At 65.2% G+C, this 26,871-nt stretch carries 24 protein-coding genes and 1 riboswitch; of the genes, 12 read left to right on the forward strand and 12 right to left on the reverse strand.

Translation table 11 applies throughout. The features are described 5' to 3' along the window. Window positions 1-5 precede the first annotated feature (5 nt). Genes miaB through METLW4_RS0108195 form a run of 4 tightly spaced genes read left to right on the forward strand, consistent with a single transcriptional unit; the run spans window position 6 to window position 3,892 of the window. Window positions 6-1,388: a tRNA (N6-isopentenyl adenosine(37)-C2)-methylthiotransferase MiaB gene (gene miaB, locus METLW4_RS24395; protein ID WP_018265721.1), complete on the forward strand. Its 1,383-nt coding sequence runs from the start codon at window positions 6-8 to the stop codon at window positions 1,386-1,388. Beyond that, window positions 1,385-2,431, forward strand: coding sequence for a PhoH family protein (locus METLW4_RS0108185; protein WP_018265722.1), 1,047 nt, complete (start codon window positions 1,385-1,387; stop codon window positions 2,429-2,431). The genes miaB and METLW4_RS0108185 overlap by 4 nt, the downstream gene beginning before the upstream one ends. Further along, window positions 2,428-2,946 carry an rRNA maturation RNase YbeY gene (ybeY, locus tag METLW4_RS0108190; RefSeq protein ID WP_018265723.1) on the forward strand — a complete coding sequence of 173 codons (519 nt, stop codon included), beginning with the start codon at window positions 2,428-2,430 and terminating at the stop codon, window positions 2,944-2,946. Before METLW4_RS0108185 ends, ybeY begins: the two co-directional genes overlap by 4 nt. Then, a complete protein-coding gene (locus tag METLW4_RS0108195; RefSeq protein WP_018265724.1) occupies window positions 2,939-3,892 on the forward strand; it encodes a hemolysin family protein in 954 nt (317 codons plus the stop codon). The genes ybeY and METLW4_RS0108195 overlap by 8 nt, the downstream gene beginning before the upstream one ends. A 197-nt stretch (window positions 3,893-4,089) precedes the next feature. On the opposite strand, the gene METLW4_RS24400 is transcribed toward METLW4_RS0108195, so the two are convergent. The 3 genes from METLW4_RS24400 to METLW4_RS0108210 are packed head-to-tail and all read right to left on the reverse strand — an operon-like array spanning window position 4,090 to window position 7,295. Beyond that, window positions 4,090-4,632 (reverse strand): hypothetical protein, encoded by a 543-nt coding sequence (locus METLW4_RS24400; RefSeq protein WP_157234990.1) that lies wholly within the window; start codon window positions 4,630-4,632, stop codon window positions 4,090-4,092. 49 nt (window positions 4,633-4,681) lie between these two features. Next, on the reverse strand, window positions 4,682-5,245 hold the full coding sequence (locus METLW4_RS0108205) for a DUF7676 family protein (protein WP_018265726.1): 564 nt from the start codon (window positions 5,243-5,245) through the stop codon (window positions 4,682-4,684). A gap of 25 nt (window positions 5,246-5,270) precedes the next feature. Beyond that, window positions 5,271-7,295, reverse strand: a complete 2,025-nt coding sequence (locus tag METLW4_RS0108210) for a TonB-dependent receptor plug domain-containing protein (RefSeq protein WP_018265727.1) — start codon at window positions 7,293-7,295, stop codon at window positions 5,271-5,273. Window positions 7,296-7,406: 111 nt separating this feature from the next. Next, window positions 7,407-7,610: riboswitch (cobalamin riboswitch) on the reverse strand. 135 nt (window positions 7,611-7,745) lie between these two features. Here METLW4_RS0108210 and METLW4_RS0108215 point away from each other — a divergent pair. Continuing rightward, on the forward strand, window positions 7,746-8,177 hold the full coding sequence (locus tag METLW4_RS0108215) for a cupin domain-containing protein (protein ID WP_018265728.1): 432 nt from the start codon (window positions 7,746-7,748) through the stop codon (window positions 8,175-8,177). A gap of 5 nt (window positions 8,178-8,182) precedes the next feature. On the opposite strand, the gene METLW4_RS0108220 is transcribed toward METLW4_RS0108215, so the two are convergent. After that, window positions 8,183-9,634, reverse strand: a complete 1,452-nt coding sequence (locus METLW4_RS0108220) for an NAD-dependent succinate-semialdehyde dehydrogenase (protein WP_018265729.1) — start codon at window positions 9,632-9,634, stop codon at window positions 8,183-8,185. Window positions 9,635-9,944: 310 nt separating this feature from the next. On the opposite strand from METLW4_RS0108220, the gene METLW4_RS0108225 reads away from it, so the two are divergent. From METLW4_RS0108225 to METLW4_RS0108245, 5 genes are all read left to right on the forward strand, one after another. After that, on the forward strand, window positions 9,945-11,834 hold the full coding sequence (locus tag METLW4_RS0108225) for an extracellular solute-binding protein (RefSeq protein WP_026191351.1): 1,890 nt from the start codon (window positions 9,945-9,947) through the stop codon (window positions 11,832-11,834). 6 nt (window positions 11,835-11,840) lie between these two features. Then, window positions 11,841-12,950: a microcin C ABC transporter permease YejB gene (locus METLW4_RS0108230; RefSeq protein WP_018265731.1), complete on the forward strand. Its 1,110-nt coding sequence runs from the start codon at window positions 11,841-11,843 to the stop codon at window positions 12,948-12,950. A 4-nt stretch (window positions 12,951-12,954) separates the two neighbouring features. Further along, window positions 12,955-14,127 carry an ABC transporter permease gene (locus METLW4_RS0108235; protein WP_018265732.1) on the forward strand — a complete coding sequence of 391 codons (1,173 nt, stop codon included), beginning with the start codon at window positions 12,955-12,957 and terminating at the stop codon, window positions 14,125-14,127. A gap of 8 nt (window positions 14,128-14,135) precedes the next feature. Then, window positions 14,136-15,761, forward strand: coding sequence for an ABC transporter ATP-binding protein (locus METLW4_RS0108240; RefSeq protein ID WP_018265733.1), 1,626 nt, complete (start codon window positions 14,136-14,138; stop codon window positions 15,759-15,761). Between the two features lie 88 nt (window positions 15,762-15,849). After that, window positions 15,850-16,632, forward strand: a complete 783-nt coding sequence (locus METLW4_RS0108245) for a purine-nucleoside phosphorylase (RefSeq protein WP_018265734.1) — start codon at window positions 15,850-15,852, stop codon at window positions 16,630-16,632. Between the two features lie 8 nt (window positions 16,633-16,640). Here METLW4_RS0108245 and METLW4_RS0108250 read toward each other — a convergent pair whose 3' ends face one another. From METLW4_RS0108250 to METLW4_RS0108260, 3 genes are read right to left on the reverse strand one after another with little or no spacing between them, the layout of a single operon-like run. Further along, entirely contained in the window at window positions 16,641-17,093 is a 453-nt protein-coding gene (locus METLW4_RS0108250) for a MaoC family dehydratase (protein ID WP_018265735.1), read from the reverse strand. A gap of 5 nt (window positions 17,094-17,098) precedes the next feature. Continuing rightward, the gene (locus tag METLW4_RS0108255) at window positions 17,099-17,947 is read right to left on the reverse strand and encodes a C40 family peptidase (protein ID WP_018265736.1); all 849 of its coding nucleotides are present in this window, start codon (window positions 17,945-17,947) and stop codon (window positions 17,099-17,101) included. After that, window positions 17,944-19,338 carry a leucyl aminopeptidase family protein gene (locus METLW4_RS0108260; RefSeq protein WP_026191354.1) on the reverse strand — a complete coding sequence of 465 codons (1,395 nt, stop codon included), beginning with the start codon at window positions 19,336-19,338 and terminating at the stop codon, window positions 17,944-17,946. The genes METLW4_RS0108255 and METLW4_RS0108260 overlap by 4 nt, the downstream gene beginning before the upstream one ends. Before the next feature lie 87 nt (window positions 19,339-19,425). Between METLW4_RS0108260 and METLW4_RS0108265 the strand changes: the two genes are divergently transcribed. Continuing rightward, the gene (locus METLW4_RS0108265; protein WP_018265738.1) at window positions 19,426-20,493 is read left to right on the forward strand and encodes an FUSC family protein; all 1,068 of its coding nucleotides are present in this window, start codon (window positions 19,426-19,428) and stop codon (window positions 20,491-20,493) included. 67 nt (window positions 20,494-20,560) lie between these two features. Then, window positions 20,561-21,442, forward strand: coding sequence for a tetratricopeptide repeat protein (locus METLW4_RS0108270; protein WP_018265739.1), 882 nt, complete (start codon window positions 20,561-20,563; stop codon window positions 21,440-21,442). On the opposite strand, the gene METLW4_RS0108275 is transcribed toward METLW4_RS0108270, so the two are convergent. Genes METLW4_RS0108275 through METLW4_RS24405 form a run of 5 tightly spaced genes read right to left on the reverse strand, consistent with a single transcriptional unit; the run spans window position 21,414 to window position 26,857 of the window. After that, complete coding sequence (locus tag METLW4_RS0108275) at window positions 21,414-22,385, reverse strand: type II secretion system F family protein (protein ID WP_018265740.1); 972 nt, start codon at window positions 22,383-22,385, stop codon at window positions 21,414-21,416. The genes METLW4_RS0108270 and METLW4_RS0108275 overlap by 29 nt on opposite strands. Before the next feature lie 36 nt (window positions 22,386-22,421). Continuing rightward, a complete protein-coding gene (locus METLW4_RS0108280) occupies window positions 22,422-23,393 on the reverse strand; it encodes a type II secretion system F family protein (protein ID WP_018265741.1) in 972 nt (323 codons plus the stop codon). 16 nt (window positions 23,394-23,409) lie between these two features. After that, a complete protein-coding gene (locus tag METLW4_RS0108285; protein ID WP_018265742.1) occupies window positions 23,410-24,846 on the reverse strand; it encodes a CpaF family protein in 1,437 nt (478 codons plus the stop codon). 32 nt (window positions 24,847-24,878) lie between these two features. Continuing rightward, window positions 24,879-26,132, reverse strand: a complete 1,254-nt coding sequence (locus METLW4_RS0108290; protein WP_018265743.1) for an AAA family ATPase — start codon at window positions 26,130-26,132, stop codon at window positions 24,879-24,881. Continuing rightward, complete coding sequence (locus METLW4_RS24405) at window positions 26,132-26,857, reverse strand: CpaD family pilus assembly protein (protein WP_043331779.1); 726 nt, start codon at window positions 26,855-26,857, stop codon at window positions 26,132-26,134. Before METLW4_RS24405 ends, METLW4_RS0108290 begins: the two co-directional genes overlap by 1 nt. Window positions 26,858-26,871: the final 14 nt, after the last annotated feature.

Below are 26,871 nucleotides of genomic sequence, written 5' to 3' on the forward strand. Positions count from 1 at the left end.
GAGCCGTGGGACCCGCGAAAGCCTATGTGAAATCATATGGCTGCCAGATGAACATCTATGACGCGACGCGCATGGCCGATCTGCTCACGGCGCGCGGCTATGCGGAGGCCGCCGATGAGGACGACGCCGATCTCGTCGTGCTGAACACCTGCCATATTCGCGAGAAGGCGACGGAAAAGGTCTATTCCGAGCTCGGCCGCCTCGCTCGGGTGAAGAGCGAGCGCAGCGCCGAAGGACGGGACTATCGAATCGTCGTCGCCGGCTGCGTCGCCCAGGCGGAGGGAGAGGAAGTGCTGCGCCGCCAGCGCGCGGTCGATCTCGTCGTCGGGCCGCAGAGCTATCACCGCCTCTCTGATCTCCTGACCCGGGTCGAGGTCGGCGAGCGCGTCGCCGAGACGGATTTCGCCGTCGCCGACAAGTTCGAGGCGCTGCGCCGCGCGGCGGCCGCGGGCAAGCGCGTGCGCGACGTCACGGCCTTCGTCACGGCGCAGGAAGGATGCGACAAATTCTGCTCCTTCTGCGTGGTGCCCTACACACGCGGCGCCGAAATATCGCGTCGCCCGGAAGAGATCGTCGAGGAGGCGGAGGCGCTGGCCGCCGCCGGCGTGCGCGAGCTGACCATCATCGGCCAGAACGTCAACGCCTATAGCGGCTCGGACGAGAATGGCGCGCCCTGGTCCCTGCCCCGCCTGCTGGCGCGGCTGGAGCGTATCGAAGGCGTCACGCGGCTGCGCTACACCACCAGCCATCCGATCGATATGACGCAGGAGCTGATCGACGCCCATGCCGAGCTGCCGACTCTGGCGCCCTTCGTGCACCTTCCGGTACAATCCGGCTCGGATCGCATTTTGAAAGCGATGAACCGACGCCATGACGCGGGCTTTTATCTGGACATTGTCGCGCGGCTGCGCGCGGCGCGGCCGGATATCGCGCTGTCCTCCGATTTCATCGTCGGCTTTCCCGGCGAGACCGACGCGGATTTCGAGGCGACGCTGGCGCTCATTCGCGCTGTCGGATTCGCGTCCACTTTTTCGTTCAAATATTCGCCGCGCCCCGGCACGCCGGGCGCCGAGCGCGCGGATCAGATCGACGAGCGCGTCAAATCCGAGCGGCTCGCCATTCTGCAGGCGCTGGTCGAGGAGCAGCGGCAGGCGTTCAACGCCGCCACTGTCGGCCGCACGGTCGAGGTCCTGTTCGAGAAGCCCGGCCGGCACGAGGGTCAGATCGCCGGCAAGAGCCCCTATATGCAGCCCGTCCATGCGATGGGCGGCCTGGAGCTGATCGGAAAGACTCTGCCGGTGACGATCGTCGCCGCCGGCTCCAATTCGCTGGCCGGCGGCATCGTCGACCGAACGAGCCTTGAAGCTGCGAGGGAGGCCGCCCTGTGACGCTCGACCGCGAGAGACGGGTCTTCGAACAGCCGGACGCGCCGCGTTCGGGCGAGCCGGAGGCGGAGATCACGCTCGCCTTCGAGGATAATCGTTACGCCTCGCTGGTTTTCGGCCTCTATGACCAGCATCTCGCCAAGATCGAGCGGCGCCTTGCCGTCTCCTGCTTCGCCAATGGCAATCATGTCACGCTGAAGGGCCGCGCCGAGGCCTGCGAGCAGGCCCGCCGCGTGCTGGAGATTCTCTACGGCCGCGTGCAGCTCGGCCAGAAGGTGGGATTGGGCGACGTGGACGGCGCCATTCAGGAATCAGCTCGCCAGGGCAGCCTCTTTCCCGAGGCGGAGCCCGGCCGCGCGGTCTTCGAGCAGGTTTCGACGCGCCGGCGCGGGCCGGTGCGGGCGCGCAACCTCGCCCAGGATCTCTATCTGCGGGCGCTGAAGCGCTACGAGCTGGTGTTCGCCGAAGGGCCGGCCGGCACGGGCAAGACCTGGCTCGCCGTCGGCCATGCGGTCTCGCTGCTCGAGCAGGGCGTGGTCGAGCGCATCATTCTCTCGCGCCCGGCCGTGGAGGCCGGCGAGCGCTTGGGCTTCCTGCCCGGCGACATGCGCGAGAAGGTCGACCCTTATCTGCGGCCCATCTATGACGGCCTCCATGATTTCATGGATCCGCGCATGGTGGAGCGCGGCATTCAGACTGGCATGATAGAAGTGGCGCCGCTCGCCTTCATGCGCGGGCGCACGCTCACCAAGGCCTGCGTTTTGCTAGACGAAGCGCAGAACGCCACTTCCATGCAGATGAAAATGTTCCTCACCCGTCTCGGCGACGGATCGCGTATGATCATCAACGGCGACCCATCGCAAACCGATCTGCCGCCCGGCCAGAAATCCGGGCTGAGCGAGGCGATCGCGCTGCTCTCCGATATCGAGGGCGTCGGAAGGGTGAAATTCGCCGAGGGCGACGTGGTGCGCCACGACCTCGTGCGGCAAATCGTCGGCGCCTATGAGGCGGCCGGACGGGAGAAGGCGAAGCCTCGAGAATCATGAGCGTCGCGATCGACATTATCGTCACTGCGCCCTGCTGGGATCAGCAGGCCGGGCTCGACGAACTGACGCAGAGTACCGTGCGCGAGTGCGTCGCCCAGACGGCGGCGCCGCTCGCGCCGGGCTGCGAGCTGAGCGTCAACTTCACCGATGACGCGACGATCCGTGAATTGAACGCGCAATGGCGCGGCATGGACAAGCCCACCAATGTGCTCTCCTTCGAGACGCCCGGCCCGCTCGCGCGCCGCATGGCGCTCGGCGATATCGTCATCGCGCATGAGACGGTCGCGCGCGAGGCGGCGGAGCAGGACAAGAGCTTCGACGCGCATCTCACCCATTTGCTCATTCATGGATTTCTGCATCTGATCGGCTACGACCATCAAGCTCCACGGGAGGCCGAAGAGATGGAGGCGCTGGAGCGCCGCATAGCGGCGGCGCTCGGCCTCAATGATCCTTACGAAGGCTCCGAGCTCGTGGCGGAGGCTTCATCCAAAGGAAAATCGAACGGCGATGTCTAGGACGGATAATGGCGAGCACGCGGCCTCGAGGCGCGAGCAGCGAAGCGGCATCGTCGATCGGCTGCGCGCGCTCATCGGGCTCGGCTCGCCCTCGGTGCGCGAGGACATAGAGGAGGCGCTGGAAGGCGCCGCCGGCGATGTGACGCCGCATGAGCGCGTGCTGCTGAAAAATGTGCTGGCCCTGCATGATCTGCGCGTCGCCGACGCGATGATCCCGCGCGCCGATATCGTCGCCGTCGCGCAGGACGCCACGCTCGGGGAGACGCTGGCGCTGTTCCGCAACGCCGGCCATTCGCGCCTGCCCGTCTATGGCGACACGCTCGACGATCCGCGCGGCATGATCCATATTCGCGATTTCGTCGACTATCTCGCCTCGCTCGCCGAGCGCGCCGAGCCCGTGACGGCGGAAGCGCCGGCGCCGAGCGAGCATGCGCCGACCGTCTCGCTCGCCGCGATCGATTTTTCCGCGGAGCTCTCCACCGTCACCGTGCTGAAGCCGGTGCTCTATGTGCCGCCCTCCATGCCGGCGCTCGATCTTTTGGTGAAGATGCAGGCGACGCGCACGCATCTCGCGCTCGTTATCGACGAATATGGCGGCACGCATGGTCTCGTCACGATGGAGGACATCGTCGAGATGATCGTCGGCGACATAGAGGACGAGCATGACGTCGACGAGGAGCCGCGCATAGAGACCGTGTCCGACGGCGTCTATCTCATCGACGCCAAGGCCGATCTCGAGGAAGTCTCGCAGCGGCTCGGCGTCGATTTCACGCCGGAGGACGACGGCGCCGAAGTGACGACGCTCGGCGGGCTCGTTGCCTCGCTCGCCGGCCATGTGCCGATGCGCGGCGAGATCGTGCCCGCGCCGGTGGACGGCTGGGAATTCGAGATCGTCGAAGCCGATCCGCGCCGCGTCGCGCGCCTGCTGGTTCATGCGCCGAAATAGGCGCCAGCGTCATCGAAGCCGAACGGTTTTAAAAGAGCGAGCCTGAAGGCTCGCAGTCCAGGAGAGCGCTCGAACAGCCGCGTTTGGACCGCGAGCCTTCAGGCTCGCTTCTCGAGACACGTCGATCCATCCGACGCGGACACAGACATTCGCGTCATTCTCCCCATAGAGAGAATGACGCGCGCCAATGACATGCTTCAAACGCGCAGCGACGCGACCCGCCGCCCAGCGCCAATGGCCGCACAGACGAGGGCAAGGGCCCAGAGCCCGAAGAATGCGCCGGCGTTGATGGCGAAGATGCGCGCGACGCTGGCGAGCGCATAATGCGAGACATCTCCGCCCACCGCGCGGGTGATCGCGAAGAGCGCGCCCTCATAAACGAGAAAGCTCGCAGCGAGCGCAGCGAAGGGCGCGCCGGCGCCGATCGACATGCGCACCGCAAAACGCGCGGTCTCGCAGCAGATGAGCGCGATGAGTCCGAGCGCGCCGCCCCAGGCGAGAGTCTCGAAGTCCAATGGATAATGCAGCATGGTGAAGCCGACGAGCTGATTGGCGAACCAGATCGCCGCCGTCAGCGCCAGCGCATTGCGCCGCGCGCTCGTCAGCGCCGCAATGGCGGCGAAGCCCGCGAGCGGCGCCGCGCAAGCGAAAGCCAGCGAGAAGAAGGCGCCGACGAGAATGAGCGCGCCGCTCCACAGCAGATTGCGCTCTTCGATGATGGGAAGTGAAAGCCTTGTCATGCGATGCTCCATATTTATGAGCGGGGCGGACGCCCTGCTCTGCCGAAGATCAATGCGCTGCCCGATCGAGCGGATCGGCCTCGACGAGCCCGAGCCAGCGCGCCCGCAGCGCATCCCACAATGAGAGCCGCGACCAATCGGGCTCACGCAGGACTTTTTCCGTTTCTGGATGCAGAAACGGATTGGGCAAGAGCACGGCGAGCTGCTGCTCATCCGCGCCATTGAACAATTGCAGGCTCCAGGACATGGGAACGCATGTCCCCGAGAAGCGCCGATGCAGCTCCGCGCGCGCCGTGCGCCTGTGCCGCGCGAGTTCCGGCGGCGTCGGCCGGCTGCGCGGTCCTTTCGTCTCGCCGATGCAGACATGAAAATGCGTCTGCCCGAAAGCAATGGTGAGATAGCCATCGAGAAGACCGATATGCGTCGGCGCCTGATCGACATGAATCTCGAAGGCCGCGCCTTGAATGATCGGCCCGAACACGATCTCGCGCCAATGATTTTCGAAGAGATCGCGCAGCAGCGCTTCGAGGCTCGGCGCGTCGGTCGGCAGCGCGAAGACATCGACCGGCGTTCCATCCGGCTCCAGGCGCCGTTGCGGCGTCGCATTCGTCATCGGTTCATTCTCCCTTAAAACCTCGTCACCAGCTGAATTTCACGCCGCCATAGATAGAGCGTCCCGCCGTTCCGTAATTGAAGACTTCCTCGTAGCGCGCATCATTGACGTTCTCGATCCGCGCGAACACAGACATGCGTTCGTCGATCTTGTAATCGGCGAAGAGATCGAGCTTGGCGTAAGGCACAAGCGTCACGCGCTGCGAGAAAATATAGTCATAGTCGGGATTGGGGCCGACGTAGCTGAGGCGCGCCTCGAGTTCCAGCCCTGCGATTCCCGTGTAGATGAGGGAGCCCGTCGCTTTGTCGCGCGGCCGGCGGAACAGGCTGCGCTGCGTCGTCAGATTTTCCGCGGCGAGATGCGTGTAGCTGGCGCGCAAGCGCCATTCGCCGGGAACGACGATCGCCTCGCCGGAGAATTCGACGCCTTTCGTGCGCGCGCGGCCGACATTGTAATAGCAGCCGAAAGCCTGTGCCGCAGAACAGCTCGGCGCGCGGCCGAATTCGATGATGTCACGAAAGCGATTTTCGAACAGCGACACGGAGGCATAGAGACGCTCGCCGAACAAGGATTGATCGACGCCGACGTCATAGCCGACGCTCGTTTCCGGCGCGAGCGCCGGATCGCCATATTGACTGAAGCGCTGATAAAGCGAGGCGACGCGCGCGCCCGTGCCGGCGCTGCCGCGCAATTTGGTCCCGGTCTCCTCGAGGCGGTAAGCGGCGGTGGCGCGCCATGTCGCGAAGGTGCGGTTCTGATCGACGGCGTCGATACGTCCGCCATAGGAGAGATCGACGCGCTCGAGCATTGTGAACTTATGCTGCGCGAAGCCCGAATGCGTCGTCTGCGCAGCGTCGATCGGCGTGAATGTGGTCGGCGGAACCGGGTCCTGCGACGTGCGGACAGACTCCGTCTCATTGCGCGCGCCGAAGGTCAGCAGGCCGAATCCGCCAAGCGTGAGATCGCCCTGATATTCGAAGCCGCGCCGCGTTCCACGATAGCCGCGCCGGCAATTATAGGCGTCGAAGCTCGCATCATAGCAGGAGCGCGCCTGCCAGACGTCTCTGCTCGTCACATTGGCGAAGAGGGTGAAGCGATTGTGTAATGCGCGATCGAACATGTCGGCGTCGACGCGCGCAAAGCCTTGCGCGAATGTCGCATGCTGGTGGTTCTGCGGATCGTAGACGTCGATCGCCGAGAAGGAATAGGGATTGTCGAAGCGGATCGCGCTGTCATAGCCGTAGAAGCCGGCCTCGACCGCGACATCCTCATTCACGCGATAGCCGAGGCGCGCGCTGGCGCCGCCTTTTCTGGTCGGATCATTGGGCGGCAGAGGCGGCAGAGGCGTCTTGCCGTCGCCGATCGTCAGCGGGCGCGCAATGCGATAGCCATAGCGCGGATGGCCGTCGATCGTCAGCGCATCGATCGCGAATGCGTACCACAAGCGATCCTCGCTTCCCGAGACGCGCGCGCGCAAATGTCCGGTTCCATAGGAGCCGCCTTCCAGAGAGAGAGACGCGCGCGGCCGCCCCTCGCCTTTGCGCGTGACGATGTGAATGACGCCGCCCATCGCATCAGAGCCATAGAGCGCCGATTGCGGACCGCGCAGCACCTCTATGCGCTCTATGTCCGTGGCGACGAGGCCGCCGAGATCGACGGAGCCGTCGGTAGAGGAAGGATCGCCGATGCGCACGCCATCGACGACGACGAGCGTCTGGCCGGGCGTCGCGCCGCGTAGAAACACCGAGGTCTGCGCGCCGGGACCGCCCGTCTCATAGAGATCGAGGCCGGGCGCGCCGCGCAGCGCCTCGGTGAGGCCGGTCGCGCCGCGCTTCTCGATCTGCGCGGACGGAATGACGGTGACGGCGGAGGAGGATTTGTCGACGCGCTCCTCGACGCGATCGGCGGAGACAATGGTCGCCGCGCCGATCTCGACCGTGGGCAGAGCCTCCTGTCCCGCAGCGGAAGCGGGAAGGAAAAGCGTGGCGGAAAGAAACGCAATATGAGAAGCAGCGCCCGCGAGGGCGGCCCGATGGGACAGGGAGGACATTGCCGGAAGACTCGCAGCAGACGTGGGCCGTCACTGCGAAAGGTCGCGACCCTCTCGCGCATAGCGAAAAGGGGCTCGGCCGCCTCGGTGCACCCCGCCCGACGCTATCGCGCGTGACCACGACTGATGGCAGGTCTCCTGGCTCGCGGGTCAGCGCCTTCGGATCGCCTTCCCGGAGCGTCTGCTCCAGTGGCTCGTTTGATCCTCGGCTCGCCGCTCACAGTTGCGGGGGCAGCCGCGGCTTCGCGCCGTCGCCGGCGCTCACCGCATTCCCTTTTGATCCCTCGAGAGGGAACCATCGCCTTTCAATAGAGCCGCACAGCGCTCCCCTGTCAAGCACGCGGAACGAAGCCGCGCCCGGCGCGTTGGCACAGCGGCGGGACTCGTCCCAGGAACTCGCGCCCGGAACTCGCGCCATGGAAAATTCGATTAGAATTTCGGAGAAGATCAATGAGCGCCATTCACCTCGTCGCCACCAATGACCTGCCGCGCGCCAAAGTCGGCGGCGTGGACGATCCGAGCGTGCGCTGGGCGGGCGCCTTCGCCTCCTGCGGCGAGCATGGCGCGACGCAATCCTCGACCATCGTCTATGAGATCGAGCCCGGCGGACGGCTCGGCTGGCACACGGACGCCACCGAGGAGACCCAATATATTCTCGGCGGCTGCGGCGAGTTGCGCGCGGAAGGCGGCGTCGTCCATCATGTGCGGCCGGGCGACGTCTTCGTCATTCCGACGCCGCTGCGGCATGATCTCGTCAACACGGGCGAGGAAACGCTGCGCGCCGTCGCCTTCTTCGCGGCGCCGATGTTCACGCAGCGTTTCGACAATGTGATGATCGCGCCCGACGTGCATGTGCTGGGCACGCCGAACCGCGCAGGCTGAACGCCTCACATATTGCCGAGACAGACATATTTGATCTCGAGATAGCTCTCTATTCCGTATTTGGAGCCCTCGCGTCCCATGCCCGATTGCTTCACGCCGCCGAAAGGCGCCGCCTCGCTCGACATCAGCGACTCGTTGACGCCGACCATGCCGAACTCCAGCTGCTCGGCGACGCGGAACACGCGCGCTATGTCGCGGCTGTAGAAATAGGCGGCGAGGCCATAATGCGTCGAATTGGCGAGGCGGAGCGCCTCCGCTTCATCCTCGAAAGTGGTGATCGCGGCGACAGGGCCGAAGATCTCCTCCGCGAAAATCTGCATGTCCGGCCGCGTGTCGAAGAGCACGGTCGGCGCATAGAAATTGCCGCCGAGCTCATGGCGTCCGCCGCCGGTCAGCACTTTCGCGCCGCGCGCGCGGGCGTCGGCGACGAGACGCTCGACCTTCTCGACCGCCGCTTCCTCGATCAGCGGACCGATGACGACGCCGGGCTCGACGCCGCGCCCGACCTTCAGCCTGGAGGCCGCCTCGGCGAGCTTGGCGCCGAAGGCCTCGGCGACGTCTTTCTGCACGAGGAAGCGATTGGCGCAGACGCAGGTCTGGCCGCTGTTGCGATATTTGGTCGCGAGGGCGCCCTTCACCGCGAGATCGAGATCGGCGTCGGCAAAGACGATGAAAGGCGCGTTGCCGCCCAGCTCCATCGAGCATTTCTGCACATTCTCCGCCGCCTGGCGCAGAAGAATCTTCCCCACCTCGGTCGAGCCGGTGAAGCTGATCTTGCGCACGGTCGGGTTGGAGGTGAGCTCGGCGCCGACGCTGGCGGGGTCGTTGGTCGTCACCACATTGAGCACGCCGTCCGGCACGCCCGCGCGCTGCGCGATCTCGGCCATCGCTATCGCCGAGAGCGGCGTCAGCTCGGCCGGCTTCACCACCATTGTGCAGCCGGCGGCGAGCGCCGCGCCGGCCTTGCGCGCGATCATGGCGGAAGGGAAGTTCCAGGGCGTGATCGCGGCGGTGACGCCGATCGCCTGCTTGAACACGAGAATGCGCTTCTCGCGCGCCTGCTGCGGAATCACATCGCCATAGACGCGGCGGCCCTCCTCCGCGAACCAGTCGAAATAGGCGGCGGCATAGGCGATCTCGCCGCGCGCCTCGGCGATCGGCTTGCCCTGCTCCGCGGTGATGATCTGCGCGAGGCGCTCCTGATCGGCAAGCAGCAGATCATGCAGGCGCCGCAATATTTGCGCGCGCTCCTTGGCCAGCTTGCCGCGCCAACCGGGCAGCGCGCGCTCGGCGGCCTCGATCGCGCGGCGCGTCTCGGCTGCGCCCAGGTCCGGGACCTCGGCCAATACCGCGCCCGTGGCCGGATCGCGAACGGTGAAGGTCGCGCCATTGTCGGCGGCGACGAAGGCGCCGTCGATGAAGGCCTGGTGGCGGAACGGGCGGGGCTCTCTGGTCATCTCGGCTGCGCTCCCGACGCGATACGAAAGGGGCCATCGAATACGGCGCCTTGGCCAGCGGACACAACATTTAGCTTCCGCAAATCTCGCGGGGGCCCGCTCGCCAGCGGTCCCGCTGCCCGAAAAGCGGCGTTTTCCTCGCGTATCCGGCGCCCTCCCGCGGAAGGCGGAACCGCGGCCCCGGCTCGCGCGTCATATGGGAGGCGACTGCAATCTCATATGGCTTCATCCCGAAAATCCGACATAATCGCGGGATTCGCGTGAGCTGCCGCGCTCACGCCAGCCCTGACGCCCCGAAAGCGAGATCACCTTGGCTGAAACACGCAATTTTCTTCCTGTGACGCGCCGCCGGGCGCTCGCCGCCCTCTCGAGCCTCGCCGGGCTCGCCCTGCCGGGATGGGCCATCCGCCCCGCCTTCGCCGAAGCCGCGCCGGGCGAGACCGAGAGCCATGGGCTCTCCATCTTCGGCGAGCTCGCCGAGCCGGCGGATTTTCCGCATTTCGCCTATGTGAACCCCAAGGCGCCCAAGGGCGGAACGCTGGTGATGGAGCCGCCGCCGCCCGAGAAGAACAGCTATGATTCGCTGAATCCTTATATTCTGCGCGGCAATCCGGCGGCGGGCGTCGGGCTCATCTATGACACGCTGCTGGCCGGCAGCCTCGACGAGCGCGACGCGCTCTATGGTCTGGTGGCCAAAAAGGTGCGCATCTCCGCCGACAAGCTCACCTATACGTTCTTCCTGCGCAAGGAGGCGCGCTTTCACGACGGCTCGCCGCTCACCGCCCATGACGTCGCCTTCTCGCTCGACCTGCTGAAGGCGGAAGGCCATCCGATGATCTCGCAATCGCTGCGCGATCTCGTCAGCGCCAAGGCCGAGGCCGACGATGTTCTGGTGGTGAAGCTGGCGCCCGGCCGCGCCCGCGATCTGCCGATCATCGTCGCCAGCCAGCCGATCTTCTCCAAGGCCTATTACACCAAGCACAAGTTCAACGAGACGACGCTCGAGCCGCCGCTCGGCTCCTCCTCCTATAAGATCGGCGCGGTCGATCCGGGCCGCTTCATCTCCTTCCAGCGCGTGCCGGACTATTGGGCGAAGGATTTGCCGGTCAATGTCGGACAGGCCAATTTCGACACGATACGCTTCGATTATTACGGCGACCGCAATGTCGCTTTCGAGGCCTTCAAGGCCGGCGCCTTCACCGTGCATGAGGAATTCACCTCCGCAATATGGGCGACAGGCTATGATTTCCCGGCCTTTCGCGACGGTCGCGTCAAGCGCGAGGAAATTCCCGATTACAACATATCGGGAACGCAGGGCTGGTTCATAAACATACGCCGGCCGGTGTTCGCCGATCCGCGCGTGCGCAAGGCGCTCGGCTACGCATTCGATTTCGAATGGACCAATCATAATCTGATGTACGACTCGTACAAGCGCACGAGCTCTTATTTCGAGAATTCCGATCTCGAGGCCGTCGGCGTTCCGACGCCGGCCGAGCTCGCTCTGCTCGAGCCATTCCGCGATCGTCTGCCTAAGGACGTCTTCGAGGCGCCGTTCCAGCCGCCGGTGTCGGACGGCTCGGGACAGGATCGCAATCTCTTGCGCAAGGCCGTCGATCTTTTGACCGAGGCCGGCTGCACGCGCAAGGACGGCCTGCTGCGCCTGCCCGACGGCAAGCCGCTCGAGTTCGAGTTCCTCTACAACACCAGCATGTTCGAGCGGCACACGCAGCCCTTCATCAAGAATCTGAAGCTGATCGGCGTCAACGCCCGCATGCGCATCGTGGACGCGGCGCAATACAAATCCCGCATCGACGACCATGATTACGACGTCATCATGGAGCGCGTGCGCATCGCCTATTCGCCGGGCGAGGAGCTGCGCATCATGTTCGGCTCCGAGGCGGCGCGCACCAAGGGCTCGCAAAATGTCATCGGCGTCGCCGATCCCGTCGTCGACGCGCTCATAGAAAAAGCGCTGGTCGCCAATTCGCGCGAGGAGCTGGCCGCCATCTGCCGCGCGCTGGACCGCGTGCTGATCGCCGGCCAATATTGGATTCCGCATTACTACAAGCCGACGCATTGGATCGCCCATTGGGACGTGTTCGGCCGCCCGGAGCGCTATCCGCGCTTCGACACGGGCATAGCCGCGACGTGGTGGTGGGACGACGCCAAGGCGCGCAAGATCAATTACGCGGGGCGCTGAACCACTATGGCGGCTTACATTCTGCGACGCTTGCTGCTGATGATCCCGACGATCCTCGGCATCATGCTCATCTCTTTCGCCATTGTGCAATTCGCCCCCGGCGGTCCCGTCGAGCGCGTCATCGCGCAGCTGCAGGGCTATGACATGGGCGCGACCTCGCGCTTTTCCGGCGGCGGCGGCGATGTCGGCCGCGGAGGCGCGGCGACTCCCGGCGCAGGCGCCGAGGGCGCCTCCAAATATCGCGGCGCGCAGGGGCTCGACCCCAAATTCATCGCAGAGCTGGAAAAGCAGTTCGGCTTCGACAAGCCGGCCTGGGAACGCTTCCTGCTGATGGTGAAAAATTACGCCGTCTTCGACTTCGGCCGCAGCTATTTTCGCGACGAGAGCGTGCTGAAGCTCATCGGCGAAAAGCTTCCCGTGTCAATGTCGCTCGGCCTATGGATGACGCTCATCTCCTATTCCGTCTCCATTCCGCTCGGCATCGCCAAAGCGGTGCGCGACGGCGAGCGTTTCGATTCTTGGACGTCCAATCTCGTCATCATCGGCTATGCGATACCGAGCTTCCTCTTCGCAATGCTGCTCATCGTGCTCTTCGCCGGCGGCTCCTTCTGGCAGATTTTCCCATTGCGCGGCCTCGTCTCGGAGAATTTCTCGGAGCTGCCGCTCATCGGTAAGGCGGGCGATTATCTGTGGCACATCTGCCTGCCCGTGCTCGCCATGACGCTCGGCGCCTTCGCGACGCAGACCTTTCTGACCAAGAACTCCTTCCTCGACGAAATCCGCAAGCAATATGTGCAGACGGCGCGCATGAAGGGCCTCACCGAGAACCGCGTGCTCTACGGCCATGTGTTCCGCAACGCCATGCTCATCGTCGTCTCCGGCTTTCCGGGCGCCTTCGTGCATGCGTTCCTGACCGGCTCGGTGCTGATCGAGACCATCTTCTCGCTCGACGGGCTCGGCTATCTCTCCTACGAATCCATCGTCAATCGCGATTATCCGGTGGTGTTCGCCAATCTCTATATTTTCGCGCTGCTGGGCCTCGTGGTGAATCTGCTCTCGGACCTCACCTACACCTGGATCGATCCGCGCATCGATTTCGAGACGCGCGAGGTCTGACGCCATGAACGAGACCAGCGCCCCCGCCCCGACGACGAAGCTCGCGCCGGAAATTCCCGGCGGCGGCCTCTTGCGCCTGCGGCCGATCGATCGCCGCCGGCTGCAGAATTTCAAGGCCAATACCAGGGGCTATTGGTCCTTCTGGATATTCATGGCGCTTTTTCTGCTTTCGCTGGCGTCCAACTTCATCGCCAACGACAAGCCCGTGCTCGCCTATTACAAGGGCGAGCTGCTCTTCCCGATTTTCAAAGACTACCCGGAAGAGAAATTCGGCGGCTTTCTCGCGCGCACCGACTATCGCGATCCGACGATCGAGAAAGAGATCGACGCCAATGGCTGGATGATCTGGCCGCCGATACACTATTCCTACGACACGCATAATCTCGATCTGCCGACGCCGGCGCCCTCGCCGCCGACATGGCTGCTCACCAAGGCGCAATGCGAGGCCGCGGCGGCAAAAAAGCTCGGGCCCGACAAAGCGCATCTCGGTTGCTCGGCGATCGAATGGAACTGGCTCGGCACCGACGATCAAGGCCGCGACGTCGTCGCGCGCCTGCTCTATGGCTTCCGCATCTCGGTTCTGTTCGGCCTCATTCTGGCCGGGGTCTCCTCCGTCGTCGGCGTCGCCGCAGGCGCCGTGCAGGGCTTTTTCGGCGGCCGCGTCGATCTCGTGTTTCAACGCTTCATCGAAGTGTGGTCCTCGCTGCCGCAGCTCTATCTGCTCATCATCGTCTCCTCCTTCCTGGCGCCGGGCTTTTTCGTGCTGCTCGGCATATTGCTGCTGTTCTCCTGGGTGTCGCTGGTGCATGTGGTGCGCGCGGAATTTCTGCGCGCGCGCAATTTCGAATATGTGAACGCCGCGCGCGCGCTCGGCCTCTCCAATTTCCGCATCATCACGCGCCATCTTCTGCCCAACGCCACGGTCGCGACCTTGACCTTTCTGCCCTTCGTGCTCAATTCCTCGATCACGACGCTGACCTCGCTCGACTTTTTGGGATTCGGCCTGCCGCCGGGCTCGCCGTCGCTCGGCGAGCTTCTGCTGCAAGGCAAATCCAATCTGCAGGCGCCCTGGCTCGGCCTCACCGGCTTCGTCATTATAGCGCTGATGCTCTCGCTTCTGGTGTTCATCGGCGAAGCCGTGCGCGACGCCTTCGACCCGCGAAAGACCTTCCGGTGAACGATCAAATGGATTCCCCTCTCCTCGACGTCCGCGATCTCTCCATCGCCTTCGCCCAAGGCGGCAAGGAGACGCTCGCGGTCGACAAAGTCTCCTTCTCCGTCGAACGCGGGCGCACGCTGGCGCTGGTCGGCGAGTCGGGCTCCGGCAAATCCATCACCGCGCTCTCGATCGTACGGCTGCTGCCGCCTGCGGCCGTGCATCCGTCGGGACACATCGACTTCTCCGGCAAAGACATTCTGAAGCTCTCGGACGCCGAGCTGCGCGGCATTCGCGGCGCGAAGATCACCATGGTCTTCCAAGAGCCGATGACGTCGCTCAATCCGCTGCAGACGATCGAGCAGCAGATCGGCGAAATCCTCGAGCTGCATGGTGCGCGCGGCGCGGAAAAAATCCGCGCGCGAGTCGTGGAGCTGCTCGGCGAGGTCGGCATTCCGAACCCCTCCGAGCGACTCACCGCTTTTCCGCATCAATTGTCGGGCGGCCAGCGCCAGCGCGTGATGATCGCCATGGCGCTCGCCAATCGGCCGGATCTGCTCATCGCCGACGAGCCGACGACAGCGCTCGACGTCACCGTGCAGGCGCAGATTCTCGCTCTGCTGGAGCGCGTGCAGAAGACCTATGGCATGGCCATGCTCTTCATCACCCATGATCTCGGCCTGGTGCGGCGCTTCGCCGACGATGTCTGCGTGATGCAGCACGGCCGCATCGTCGAGAAGGGCGATGTCGAGAAGGTCTTCTCGTCGCCCGAGCATCCCTACACCAAGGCGCTGCTCGCCGCCGAGCCCAAGGGCTCGCCGCCGCCGGATGACGAGAACGAGCCCGTTCTCGTCGCCGCCGACGACCTCAAGGTCTGGTTTCCGATCAAGCGCGGCTTCCTGCGCCGCACCGTCGGCCATATCAAGGCGGTGGACGGCGTGACCCTCGCGGTCCGGCGCGGCTCGACGGTCGGCGTCGTCGGCGAATCTGGCTCCGGCAAGACGACGCTCGGCCTCGCGCTGCTGCGACTCATTCGCTCGGAGGGGCCGATCCTCTATCTCGGCGAGCGCATAGACGCGAAGACCGTGAAAGAAATGCGCCCGCTGCGCCGCGACATGCAGATCGTCTTCCAGGACCCCTATGGCTCGCTGTCGCCGCGCATGTCGATCGCGGAAATCGTCGCCGAGGGCCTCGGCGTGCAGATGAAGGGCCTCTCCTTCGAGGAGACGCGCGAGATCGTCGCCAAGGCGCTGGCCGAGACGGGTCTCGACCCCGCCATGATGGATCGCTATCCGCATGAATTCTCGGGCGGCCAGCGCCAGCGCATCGCCATCGCGCGCGCTATTGTGCTGAAGCCGAAATTCATCGTGCTCGACGAGCCGACCTCGGCGCTCGACATGTCCGTGCAGGCGCAGATCGTCGATCTGCTGCGCGAGCTGCAGGCCAAGCACCGCCTCGCCTATCTCTTCATCAGCCATGATCTCAAGGTGGTGAAGTCGCTAGCGGCGCATCTCATCGTCATGCGCCACGGCAAGGTGGTGGAGGAAGGCCCGGCGGTAGACGTCTTCGCCGCGCCCAAGAGCGATTACACCCGCGCCCTCTTCGCCGCCGCCTTCCGCATCGAGGCCGAGCCGTACCCCGGCGACAAGGCCTGATTCCGATAGCGCCCATGCGCGCACTTGCGGCGACGCCTTCGCTTCGTCACACTCCACTGCGACGATTCGGATTCTTTCGAGGCTACTCATGAGCACGCGCGCAAGGGACGCCGCCGATATCATCGGCGCGCGCAATCCTCTGGGACCGATCGAAACGGCGGTCGTGCTCGGACGCGAATTTCTCGCCGCCGCCGACATCGGCGAGCAGGCGGTCGCCATTCCCTATTCCGAGCTTCCCGGCTTTCCTCAGATCGAGGGCGGCGAGCTCGTGATCGGCCTCGTCGAAGGCGCGCCCATGCTGTTCCTCAAGGGCCGCTCGGAATTCTACGAGAGCGGCGATCCCAGCCTTATGTCCTCGCCGATCGAGACATTGACGCTTTTGAACGTGCGGGCTCTGCTCTCCACCGGTCTCGCCACCTCCACCAACGCCGATTTTCAGCCCTCCTCCATTCTTTCCGTGACCGATCACATCAATTTCAGCGGCCTCAATCCGCTCATCGGCGCCACGGGACAGAATTTCGTGAATATGAACGGAGCCTATGACAAAAGGCTGCAGCGCCGCCTCAAGCAGGCCAGCACGGGCGCCGGGGTGACGCTGCATGAAGGCGTCTTCATGTGGTTCTCCGGCCCGAGCTATGAGACGCCGGCGGAAGCCAAAATGGCCCGCATGCTCGGCGCCGACGCGCTCGGCGTGTCGATCGCGCCGGAGGCGATACTCGCCAAGCGATGCGCTCTGCCTTTCGCGGCCGTGGCGCTCATCTCGGATTATGCGACGGGCTTCGCCGGCGGCAATCCGACCTATGATCCGAGCCGCGCCTCCGGCGTCATCGCCCTGCGCCGCCTGCTACGCGCTTATCAAAAGGTGAAATAGCGCCGGCCTCACGGCCCGGTTGGCCGCCGAAAGGCGAGCACATCGGCGGCGAGCAGCTGCACGGTTTCGCCGCGCTGATTGGACGTCACGACGCGCATCTTCACCATTCCGCGATCGTCGCGCGACTTCGACGGCGAAATGCGCAGAATCGTCGCCTCGACGCTCAGAAGATCGCCCGGAAGCACAGGCCGCAGCCATTCGATCTTGCCGCCGACGCCGATCAACCCGCCGGAAAATGACGCGCATTGCGTCAGCAGTCGCATGGTGAGCGAGGCCGTATGCCATCCGCTGGCCACCAGACCGCCGAACAGACTGTCCTTCGCCGCCGTCTCGTCGAGATGAAAGGGCTGCGGGTCGAATTTGGCCGCGAAAGCTTTGATCTCCTCCGTCGTGACCTCGACCGGCCCTCCGTGAAAGCGCTGACCAACGAAGAGCTCTTCGAGATAGAGCGGCTCCGGCATTGTCGTCACTCGAAGATTCGCCGCACGCTCGTCACCGCCGAGCCGGAGGCCAAAATCCGCTCCCGCGCCGGCGCGAAGGGCTCGCTGGCGACCTGCAAATGAAAGGCGTTGGCGTGCAGCAGGCGCTCTGCGTCCTGCATCATGCCGACATGGCCCTTCCAAAAGACGAGATCGCCGCGCTGCAATGGCTCGCCCTCGGCCAGCGCGCGGCCGAGCGATGTCTCCTGCATATCCGTATCGCGCGGCGCCTCTATCCCAGCGAAAGCGAGGGAAGTCTGCACCAGGCCGGAGCAATCGACGCCGAGCCAGCTCTTGCCGCCCCAAAGATAGGGCGCGCCGATGAGACTCTCCGCCACGGCGACGAAATCCGCGACGCGCGCCGCGCGCGGGGTCAGATGCGTGCGATAGATGAAGCCGCCGCCGGCCTCGATGAGGAATTTGTCGCGCTCGCCGACGATCTCCACTTCGGCGCCGAGCGGCAGAGCGAGCAAGGGCGGGTCCTTGATCTCCGCCCGCGGAAAAACAAAGGTGCGGGGAACGCATACGCGATGCGTCGGCGTCTCTATGCGGCTCCAGAGCACATTGGCGGCGATCCAGCCGACATAGGAGTCGCGCTCGAGCTGCGCCCAGGACCAGCCCTCCTCTTCGTCATAGACGATGACCGTCTCGCCATAGAGCGCCTGCGTGTCGAGCCGCGCATCGGGCCGCGGCTCGCGCTTAAGATCGGCGACGCCTTCCTTCACCTGCATGCGGCGCCCATCGACAAAGCGCGCCGCCTCGACCTTTCCCTCGAGGTGGCGCGCGGCGAGATCGGGCCGCGCCGGCGTCAGCCTTTTGTCGAAGCTCTCGCTCATGTCTTCACGCTCCAACGCGCGGCGCGCTCCTCGATCAGCTCGGCGAGCAGCCGCGCCGTCTGAATCTCGCCGCCCTCCGGCCGACCCGGCTTGGCGGAAGGAGTCCAGGCGAAGAGATCGAAATGCGCCCATTTCTCCGGCTTGGTCACGAAGCGGCGCAGAAACAGCGCCGCGGTGATCGAGCCTGCATGTCCGCTCGACGACACATTCACAATGTTGGACGCTTTGCCGTCGAGCTGCGAATCATAAGGCTCCCACAAGGGCAGCCGCCACACCGGATCGCCGAGCTTGCGGCCATAGGTCTCGATCTCCAGCGCCAGAGAATCGTCTCCCGTGTAGAAGGCGGGGAGCTCCGGGCCGAGCGCGACGCGCGCCGCGCCGGTGAGCGTGGCGAAATCGAGCAGCAGATCGGGGTCCTCCTCGGCGGCGAGCGCCAGAGCGTCCGCGAGAATGAGACGCCCTTCCGCATCCGTGTTGCCGATCTCGACCGAGAGGCCCTTGCGGCTGGGATAAATGTCGCCCGGTCGCATGGCGTCCGCCGAAATGGCGTTCTCAACAATCGGCAGCAGCACGCGCAGGCGCAGACGCGCGCCAGAGCCCATCAGAATATCGGCCAGCGCCAGCGCCGTGGCGGCGCCGCCCATATCCTTCTTCATCAGCAGCATGGCGCTGCTCGGCTTAATGTCGAGGCCGCCGCTGTCGAAGCAGACGCCCTTCCCCACCAGCGTCACCTTCATCGCCTCTTCCGGCCCGAAGCTGATGTCGACGAGCCGCGGCGCCTGCGCCGCCGCGCGGCCGACCGCGTGAACGAGCGGGAAATTTTCCGAAAGCAGCGCATCGCCGGCGATGACGCGCGCCTGCGCTCCATGCCGCGCGGCGAGCGCCAGCGCAGCCTCCGCCAGTGCCTCCGGCCCCAGATCATTGGCGGGCGTGTTGACGAGATCGCGACCGAAGCAGAGCGCGGCGGCGACGCGCTCTATGCGCGCGCGATCGGCATCCTGCGGCGCGCAGAGGCGCGGGCGCTCCTTCTTGGGCGCGACATAGCGCGAGAAAGAATAGCCGCCGAGCAAAAAGGCGAGCGCGGCCGAATAGGAATCGGATACGCCTTCGCGCAAACGATAGAGGCCCGGCGGCAACAAGGTCGCGAGCTTGCCGGGAAGAAAAGGATCGCGATGGCGCGCCCCAGCCGCCTCCACGCCGAACAGAACCACCGCCGGCGCGCCCTGCGGCCCCGGCGCGAGCAGATGCGCGCCGACCTTGCCGTCGAAGCCACAAGCGCGCGCGAAGGCGGCGATCGGCGGCGGCAGGGTCTCGGCGAGAATCGGCCAGCTCTCCTTATCGACGAAATCGATCGGCGTCGCCTCCGCCGTCCACTCCTCCAATCGGCTCATATCGCCCTCTTTTCCTTCTCGTTCCTGTCTTTGCGGCTTTTTAGCACCAAGACACGGAGGACACGAAGACGTTATAGGACTCGGCCCATGGAAATCGGTCCACTCTCCCGCTATCGCGCCCAGCTCGCGCTCGGCGCAAGGATCACGATCGCCGCTGTCGCGACGCTCGGCATCGGCCATCTCCTCGGCACGCCTATGATCTTATGGGCCGTGCTGACCGCGGTCATCCTCACGCAAATGAGCGTCGGCCGCTCGGTCAAGGCGACGATCGACTATTCCTTCGGCACGCTGGGCGGCGCGATCTACGCCGGCCTCGTCTCCAATTACGTCGCCGGCGCGAATGAGCCGACGCTGCTGCTTCTGCTCGCTCTCGCCATAGCGCCGCTCGCCCTGCTCTCTGCTTTGACGCCGCGCTTTTCCGTCGCGCCGGCGACCGGCGTCATCGTCGTGCTCGCGCCGACCCTCACCCATGCGACCGCCTTCCACTCGGCCTATGACCGCGTGCTCGAGGTGGCGCTCGGCGGCGGCGTCGCCCTCGTCGTGTCGCATCTCGTCTTTCCCGCCCGCGCCCGAATTCTCGCGCTCGAGGCCGGCGCCGAAATGCTCGCCGTCATGGCCGAGGCGCTGCCTCGGCTCTTCTCGGGCTTTGCCCAGCCGCAGGACCCGGAGGCGATTCGCGACCTCCAGCGCGGCGTCGGCGACGCCTTCGCCCGTCTCGACAAGATGGAGCAGGAGGCGCGTCATGAGCGCATCGTCTTCCTCGAGGCCGAGCCCGATCTCGCGCCGCTGCTGCGCGCCCTGCTGCGCATGCGTCATGATCTGGTGATGATCGGCCGCGCCGCGGTCACGCCCTTGCCGGAGCGGCTGCGTCCCCGCCTCGAGACTTTGCTCGCGACGATCGCCGACGAGGCCGCCGCCCAGCTTCTCGAGAGCGGCGCCGCGCTGACCGGCGCGCGCACGCCAGTCGCGAGCAAGACGTTGGACGCCGCCTTCGACGCTTATTCGCGAGAGATCTCGGCGCTCCGAGAAGAAGGAATCCTCCGCAGCCTGCCCGTGGAGCAGGTGGAGCATGTCTTCGCGCTCGGCTTCGCGCTCGAGCAATGGCGCGGCGATCTCGACGATCTCGACCGCCGGATCGCCGAGCGCGCCCGTTAAGGAAGCGGCAAGGTTAACGATTTATTGCTCGACCCTGACGGTTCAACCGCAAGAGAGGGGTCGCCCGATGTTCCCGTCCCATTTCGTCGCGACGCGCCGCAAAGGCGCGCCGAGCGCGCTCGTGATTTGCGCCCTGGTCGCGCTCGGCGGCTGCGCGCAGCCGCTCACCGACGTCACCGGATCGATCGGCGCGACGCGACGCGCCGAGCTGCCGACCGACGAGGCCGAGCTGCGCCGCTTCGCCGACGAATGGGGTCGTCGCTTCGACGCCGACCCCAAGAACAAATCCGTCGCGCTCACCTACGCCAAGGCGCTGCATGCGCTGGATCGCAACGCCCAGGCCGTCGCCGTGCTGCAAGGCCTCGCCATTCGCTATCCAGACGATCTCTCCGTGCTGGGCGCCTATGGCAAATCGCTCGCCGACGCCGGACGCCTGCGCGACGCCGCCGATGTGCTGTCGCGCGCCCATACGCCGGAGCGGCCCGATTGGACCGTGCTCTCCGCGCAAGGCTCTATCGCCGATCAGCTCGGCAATCATGAAGAAGCGCGCGAATATTATCAGACCGCATTGAAGATCAAGCCCAATGACCCGAAGGTGCTCTCAAATCTCGGGCTCTCCTATGCGCTCTCCAAGCAGCTGCCGCAGGCCGAGAGCACATTGCTGACCGCCGCCTCGCAACCGACGGCCGACATGCGCGTGCGCCAGAATCTCGCGCTCGTGCTGGCGCTGCAGGGCAAGTTCGAAGAAGCGGAGAGCTGGTCGCGCCATGATCTCGCGCCGATCGACGCCGCGGCCAATGTCGCCTCGATTCGCCAGATGATCGCGCAATCCAACAGCTGGCGCGAGATTCAGAGCTATAGCGAGAAGACCAAGCGAAAGAGCGCCGAGGCCCCTCCCCCGCGCGCCCGGCTCGGCGCGCTCACCAGCTCTGCGACATCACCTGAATAATCGCCGGCGCCATCACGACGACCATCAGCACGGGCAAAAAGAAGACGATCATCGGCACGGTGAGCTTGGGCGGCAGCGCCGCGGCTTTGCGCTCGGCCTCCGCCATGCGCATGTCGCGGCTCTCCTGCGCTGTGACGCGCAGCGCGCGGCCGAGCGGCGTGCCGTATTTCTCCGCCTGAATGAGCACGGTGGAAATCTGCTTCACGCTCTCGAGCCCGGTGCGCGCCGTCAGATTCTGATAGGCCTGACGACGATCCGGCAGATAGGAGAGCTCGGCTGTCGCCAGCGCGAATTCCTCGGCGAGCGGCGCAGAGCGCACGCCGATCTCCTGCCCCACCTTGCGAAAGGCGTGATCGACCGACATGCCCGATTCGACGCAGATCAGCATCAGATCGAGGGCGTCGGGAAAAGCGATGCGCATGCTCTGCTGCCGCTTGGCGATCGTGTTGCTGATGAACAGTTCCGGCGTCTTCACCCCGAGATAGGTCGCGAAGATCACAATGCCGGCCTTGGTGAGCATGGGCCAATCGGAATCGTCGAGCACGACGAGATAGAAGACCGCGAAGAGCGCGAAAGCGATCGGCGTCACCAGCCGGAAGAACAAAAAGGTCACTTCCGCCTGCGGACCGCGATAGCCGGCCGAGGCGAGACGCAGCTTGGCGTCGTCGGTGTTGAGCCATGTCGTCAAGGAGAAGCGGTCGACGACATTCTTCATATATTGCTTGGGCTGGTAGCGCAGTCCGCCGCCGTCCGTCTTCGCCGCCGCGCGCTCGCGCGCTCTGATGCGCTCGCGCTCATTGGCGACGCTCTTCATGCGCTTGGCCAATGTGTCGCTCTGCATGAAGGTCGCGCCCAGCGACCATATGGTGGCGATGACCGCCGTTGCGACGATGAGGCTGAACATCAGCCGCCCATTGGTCGCCAGCTTGACGATCTGCTCCATGACCTCGTGACCCCTCGCTCGACGCGGCGCATACGCTCAAATATCGAAGTCGATCATCTTCTGCATGATGAAGACGCCGATCGCCATCCAGAGCAGGCTCGCTCCGATGATGATGTTTCCGACCGTCGTGTTGAAAAGCACGCTGATATAGGCCGGATTGGTAAACCAGACGACGAGGCCGACGAGAAACGGCAGGCTGCCGATGATGCCCGCCGACGCCTTGGCCTCCGCCGACATGGCCTTCACCTTGGCCTTCATTTTCTTGCGCTCGCGCAGCACGGCGGCGAGATTGGTGAGCGCCTCGGAGAGATTGCCGCCCGCCTTTTGCTGCAGGCTGATGACGATCGAGAAGAACGACGCTTCCGCCACCGGCACCCGATCGGCGAAGCGCTCCGTCGCCTCGGCGATCGACAGGCCGATCGTCTGCGATTCGACGATCTGGCGAAACTCGCTGCGCACCGGCTCCGCCGCCTCGCCCGCGATCATGCGAAAGCAATCGGCGACCGGCAGGCCGGCCTTCACGCCGCGAATGATGATATCGACGGCGCCGGGAAATTCGGCGATGAATTTCGCGATGCGCCGACGCGCGAGAAAGCCCAGCAGCCAATGCGGCGCGCCGACGCCGGCGACGACGCCCGCGCCGAGCGCCACTAGCGGATCCGAGTTGAAAACGAAGACGAGGAAAGCGATGAGCAAGCCGAAACCCGCCGATGCGGCGAGAAAAATCGGGCGCGTCGTCGTCAGCCCCGCTTGCGCGATGCGCTGCTCGAGCGTCACCTTGGCTTTCTTCTTGGTCTCGACGTCCTTCAGGCTCTCCTGAATCAGCTTGCGCCGCTTGGCCGGATCGCCGTTCCGCGCGTCGCGACGACGGTCGGACGAGGACATCAGCGCGGCTGTGCGTTTCTGCGCCTGAATCTCGCCGGAGAGATAGGGATAGACGAAAGCGTACATCACTCCGCCTGCGGCGCAGGCGACGAGAAGCGCGGAGAGCAATGATTGGCGATCCATTTTCTGGCCCTCGCGACTAATTTTCGTCGTCGATGACAGTGGCGGCGTCGAGCGCCGCGGCGAGCCTGTTCTCCTCGCCATAATAGCGCGCGCGCTCCCAGAAGCGCGGCCGTCCGACGCCGGTGGAGCGATGCCGACCGATGATGCGGCCATTGGCGTCCTCGCCGACGATCTCATAGACGAAGAGATCCTGCAGCGTGACGACATCCGCCTCCTGGCCCAGCACCTCGGTAATATGGGTGATGCGGCGCGAGCCGTCGCGAAGGCGCGCCGCCTGCACGATAATGTCGATCGACGAGACGATCATATCGCGGATCGTCTTCGCCGGCAGCGAGAAGCCGCCCATTGTGATCATGGATTCGAGACGGCCCAGCGCCTCGCGCGGCGAGTTGGCGTGCAGCGTGCCCATCGAGCCGTCATGGCCCGTGTTCATCGCCTGCAGAAGATCGAAAGCCTCCGGTCCGCGAACCTCGCCGACGATGATGCGTTCGGGACGCATACGCAGGCAGTTCTTCACGAGATCGCGCATCGTCACCGCGCCCTGCCCTTCCAGATTGGGCGGACGCGTCTCCAGGCGCACCACATGCGGCTGCTGCAATTGCAATTCCGCCGCGTCCTCGCAGGTGATCACGCGCTCGTCGGTGTCGATGTAATTGGTGAGGCAGTTGAGCAGCGTCGTCTTGCCGGAGCCCGTGCCGCCGGAGATCAGCACATTGCAGCGCACGCGGCCGATGACCTTCAGCACCTCGCCGCCTTCGGGCGAGATGGAGGCGTAGCGGATGAGCTGATCGAGAGTGAGCTTGTCCTTGCGGAACTTACGAATGGTGAGCGCGGGGCCGTCGATCGCCAGCGGCGGCGCGATGACGTTGACGCGAGAGCCGTCGAGCAAGCGCGCGTCGCAGATCGGCGAGGATTCGTCGACGCGGCGGCCGACCTGGCTGACGATGCGCTGGCAGATGTTCATCAGCTGGGAATTGTCGCGGAAGCGGATGTTGGTGAGCTGAATCTTGCCGCCGACTTCTATATAGGTCTTGGCGGCGCCGTTCACCATTATGTCGGCGATGTCGTCGCGCATGAGCAGCGGCTCCAGCGGACCATAGCCGAGCACGTCGTTGCATATATCCTCGAGCAGCTCCTCCTGCTCGGCGATCGACATCACGACATTCTTGATCGCGACGATCTCATTGACGATGTCTCTGATCTCGTCACGCGCGCTCTCGGGCTCCAGCTTGGAGAGCTGCGCGAGATCGATCGCCTCGATGAGCGCGCCGAAGATCATGCTCTTCGTCACGTAATATTGTTCCGAGCGCTTCTGCTCGGGAGGCGCTGCGATCGTCACGCTCGCCTCGGGCGCAGCGGCGGGCGTCGGCGCCTTGCTCGCCGGCGCCGCCTGCTGTGTCGAACGCGCTGTCGCTGTCTGCGCCGTTCCGACGTTCGTCCGCTTTCCGAACATGCGATCTCCTCGTTACGCTCAGTCGCCGCTCGTCAGCCGGCCAGCTTTCGTGACAAACGATCGAGCAGCGGCGCCAATAATCCGCTCTTGACCTTGCGGCTCACGGCGCGCCCCGTCACCTCGCGGCCGAGCGCGTCGAACTGCTCGATGATCTTGGCGCCGGGGTCGACCTCGGCGATCATCTGCCCATTGTTGGAAGCCGCGCCGAACAGCTTCGGATCGAAGGGAATGATCGCCGACGGCTCCATCTCGATGGCCTTGGCGAAATCCGCCACCGCTATCTCCGGCCGCTTCGGCACGCCGACGAAATTCAGGACCAGCTTGGGCGGCGAATCGTTCTGCCGGGCGACGCGCAGCTGATCGATGAGCGTCTTGGCGTTGCGCAGATTGGCGAGATCGGGCGCCGCGACGATCGCCACCTCATCGGCGCCGATCAGCATGCGCTTCGTCCAGGCCGACCATTGATGCGGAACGTCGAGCACGGTGCAAGGCGCCGTGGCGCGCAACGTGTCCACGATCGCGTCGAAAGCCGTCTCCGGCAGATCATAGAGACGATCGACCGTCGCCGGCGCGGCGAGCAGGCTGAGCTGCTCGCTGCATTTGGACAGCAGGCGATCGATGAGATTGGCGTCGACGCGATCCGGCGCGAACACGGCTTCCGCGACGCCTTGCGGCGGGTCCTGGTTGAAATCCAGCCCAGCGGTGCCGAAGGGGAGATCGAGATCGGCGATGACCGTCTGCATCTGCAGCGCGCGCGCGATCGACCAGGCGAGATTATGCGCGATGCAGGAGGAGCCGACGCCGCCCTTGGCGCCGGCCACGGCGACGATGCGGCCCAGCGCCTCTGCGCTGTTGTTATAAAGATCGGAGATGCGCGAGATGAAGCCGAGCACGTCGATCGGCGCGACGATATAGTCGCTGACGCCGCGCGCGATCAGCGCGCGATACAGCGATATGTCGTTGACATGGCCGAGCACGACGACCTTGGTGCCGGAGTCGCAGGACTCCGCCAGCGCCTCCAGCTGACCGATGAGCGTCTGACGCTCGCCGATCGCCTCGAGCACGATCAGATTCGGCGTCGGCGCCGATCGGAAGGCCTCGATCGCGGCTGCGACGCCGCCCATGTGAACCTTGACATGCGCCTTGTCCATGCGGCGGTCCACGGCGGCGGCGTTCACCACCGCAACGGCGTCCGGCGTCTCGCAGAACGCTTGCACGGAAATGCGCGGCAAGGGAGCGATCTGCGCTGCTGCGTCGCTCTCCGCCATTGCCGACTGCTCTTTCATCAACCGCCTCCAACCGAGCTGATATTCGTGCCCTTGACGTTCCAGTTCGTCGCCGGATCGGCGCCCCTGCGCACATTGCCGATGGCGCGCATGCGCGACTCGACGTCGGCTGGCGTTTCGCCGCGCGGCGCGACGAGATCGCGCGGATCGTCGATTTGCGCCGCCAGCGTGGTCTGGCTCGCGCAGCCGAAATTCCAATAAGTGGTGTTGTCCCACCCTTGCAGCGAGCTCGCCGATGCGAGATCGGCGGGCCATTCGCCGCAGCGTCCCGCCACCTTCGCGCGCACGCCCTGGAAAGACAGACGCACAGGCGCGGCGAGATTGGGATCGGTCACCGGATAGGAGGCGACATAGACGGCGCCGGAGACGCCGCTTTCCGCCAATATGCGCTTCACCGCATCGACGCCGCCGCGCACCGCGAGCTGATCTTTCGTTCCGGTGGGCGCGAGAAGCGTGATCTGGCCATGGCCGAAGCGGCGATAGCGCAGCACGAAATCGTGAATGCGCCCGGTGGTCGCATAGTCGATGCGGGCCGACGGCAGCACGTCGATGGAGGTGCTGGCGTCCGCGAGCACGACGGGATGACGGTCGCGATAGTCTTGCGCGACGGCGGGCGCCGGCAGCGTTCTGTTCACGCCGCAGCCGGCGAGAGGCGCCATAGCGGCGAGGCAAGCGAGCCTCGCTCCGAAGGCTTTGAGTTTCGCGCTGTTCAGTCGGATAGACATGTTTACCGCTCCTC

Source organism: Methylosinus sp. LW4 (assembly GCF_000379125.1).
GTDB lineage: Bacteria > Pseudomonadota > Alphaproteobacteria > Rhizobiales > Beijerinckiaceae > Methylosinus.

Excerpts from the sequence above, each read along its gene's own strand:
- ybeY (WP_018265723.1), top strand. The coding sequence starts at position 2,428 with ATGAGCGTCGCGATCGACATTATCGTCACTGCGCCCTGCTGGGATCAG.
- METLW4_RS0108195 (WP_018265724.1), top strand. The coding sequence starts at position 2,939 with ATGTCTAGGACGGATAATGGCGAGCACGCGGCCTCGAGGCGCGAGCAG.
- METLW4_RS24400 (WP_157234990.1), bottom strand. The coding sequence starts at position 4,632 with ATGACAAGGCTTTCACTTCCCATCATCGAAGAGCGCAATCTGCTGTGG.
- METLW4_RS0108205 (WP_018265726.1), bottom strand. The coding sequence starts at position 5,245 with ATGACGAATGCGACGCCGCAACGGCGCCTGGAGCCGGATGGAACGCCG.
- METLW4_RS0108210 (WP_018265727.1), bottom strand. The coding sequence starts at position 7,295 with ATGTCCTCCCTGTCCCATCGGGCCGCCCTCGCGGGCGCTGCTTCTCAT.
- METLW4_RS0108215 (WP_018265728.1), top strand. The coding sequence starts at position 7,746 with ATGAGCGCCATTCACCTCGTCGCCACCAATGACCTGCCGCGCGCCAAA.
- METLW4_RS0108220 (WP_018265729.1), bottom strand. The coding sequence starts at position 9,634 with ATGACCAGAGAGCCCCGCCCGTTCCGCCACCAGGCCTTCATCGACGGC.
- METLW4_RS0108230 (WP_018265731.1), top strand. The coding sequence starts at position 11,841 with ATGGCGGCTTACATTCTGCGACGCTTGCTGCTGATGATCCCGACGATC.
- METLW4_RS0108235 (WP_018265732.1), top strand. The coding sequence starts at position 12,955 with ATGAACGAGACCAGCGCCCCCGCCCCGACGACGAAGCTCGCGCCGGAA.
- METLW4_RS0108240 (WP_018265733.1), top strand. The coding sequence starts at position 14,136 with ATGGATTCCCCTCTCCTCGACGTCCGCGATCTCTCCATCGCCTTCGCC.
- METLW4_RS0108245 (WP_018265734.1), top strand. The coding sequence starts at position 15,850 with ATGAGCACGCGCGCAAGGGACGCCGCCGATATCATCGGCGCGCGCAAT.
- METLW4_RS0108250 (WP_018265735.1), bottom strand. The coding sequence starts at position 17,093 with ATGCCGGAGCCGCTCTATCTCGAAGAGCTCTTCGTTGGTCAGCGCTTT.
- METLW4_RS0108255 (WP_018265736.1), bottom strand. The coding sequence starts at position 17,947 with ATGAGCGAGAGCTTCGACAAAAGGCTGACGCCGGCGCGGCCCGATCTC.
- METLW4_RS0108260 (WP_026191354.1), bottom strand. The coding sequence starts at position 19,338 with ATGAGCCGATTGGAGGAGTGGACGGCGGAGGCGACGCCGATCGATTTC.
- METLW4_RS0108265 (WP_018265738.1), top strand. The coding sequence starts at position 19,426 with ATGGAAATCGGTCCACTCTCCCGCTATCGCGCCCAGCTCGCGCTCGGC.
- METLW4_RS0108270 (WP_018265739.1), top strand. The coding sequence starts at position 20,561 with ATGTTCCCGTCCCATTTCGTCGCGACGCGCCGCAAAGGCGCGCCGAGC.
- METLW4_RS0108275 (WP_018265740.1), bottom strand. The coding sequence starts at position 22,385 with ATGGAGCAGATCGTCAAGCTGGCGACCAATGGGCGGCTGATGTTCAGC.
- METLW4_RS0108280 (WP_018265741.1), bottom strand. The coding sequence starts at position 23,393 with ATGGATCGCCAATCATTGCTCTCCGCGCTTCTCGTCGCCTGCGCCGCA.
- METLW4_RS0108285 (WP_018265742.1), bottom strand. The coding sequence starts at position 24,846 with ATGTTCGGAAAGCGGACGAACGTCGGAACGGCGCAGACAGCGACAGCG.
- METLW4_RS0108290 (WP_018265743.1), bottom strand. The coding sequence starts at position 26,132 with ATGAAAGAGCAGTCGGCAATGGCGGAGAGCGACGCAGCAGCGCAGATC.
- METLW4_RS24405 (WP_043331779.1), bottom strand. The coding sequence starts at position 26,857 with ATGTCTATCCGACTGAACAGCGCGAAACTCAAAGCCTTCGGAGCGAGG.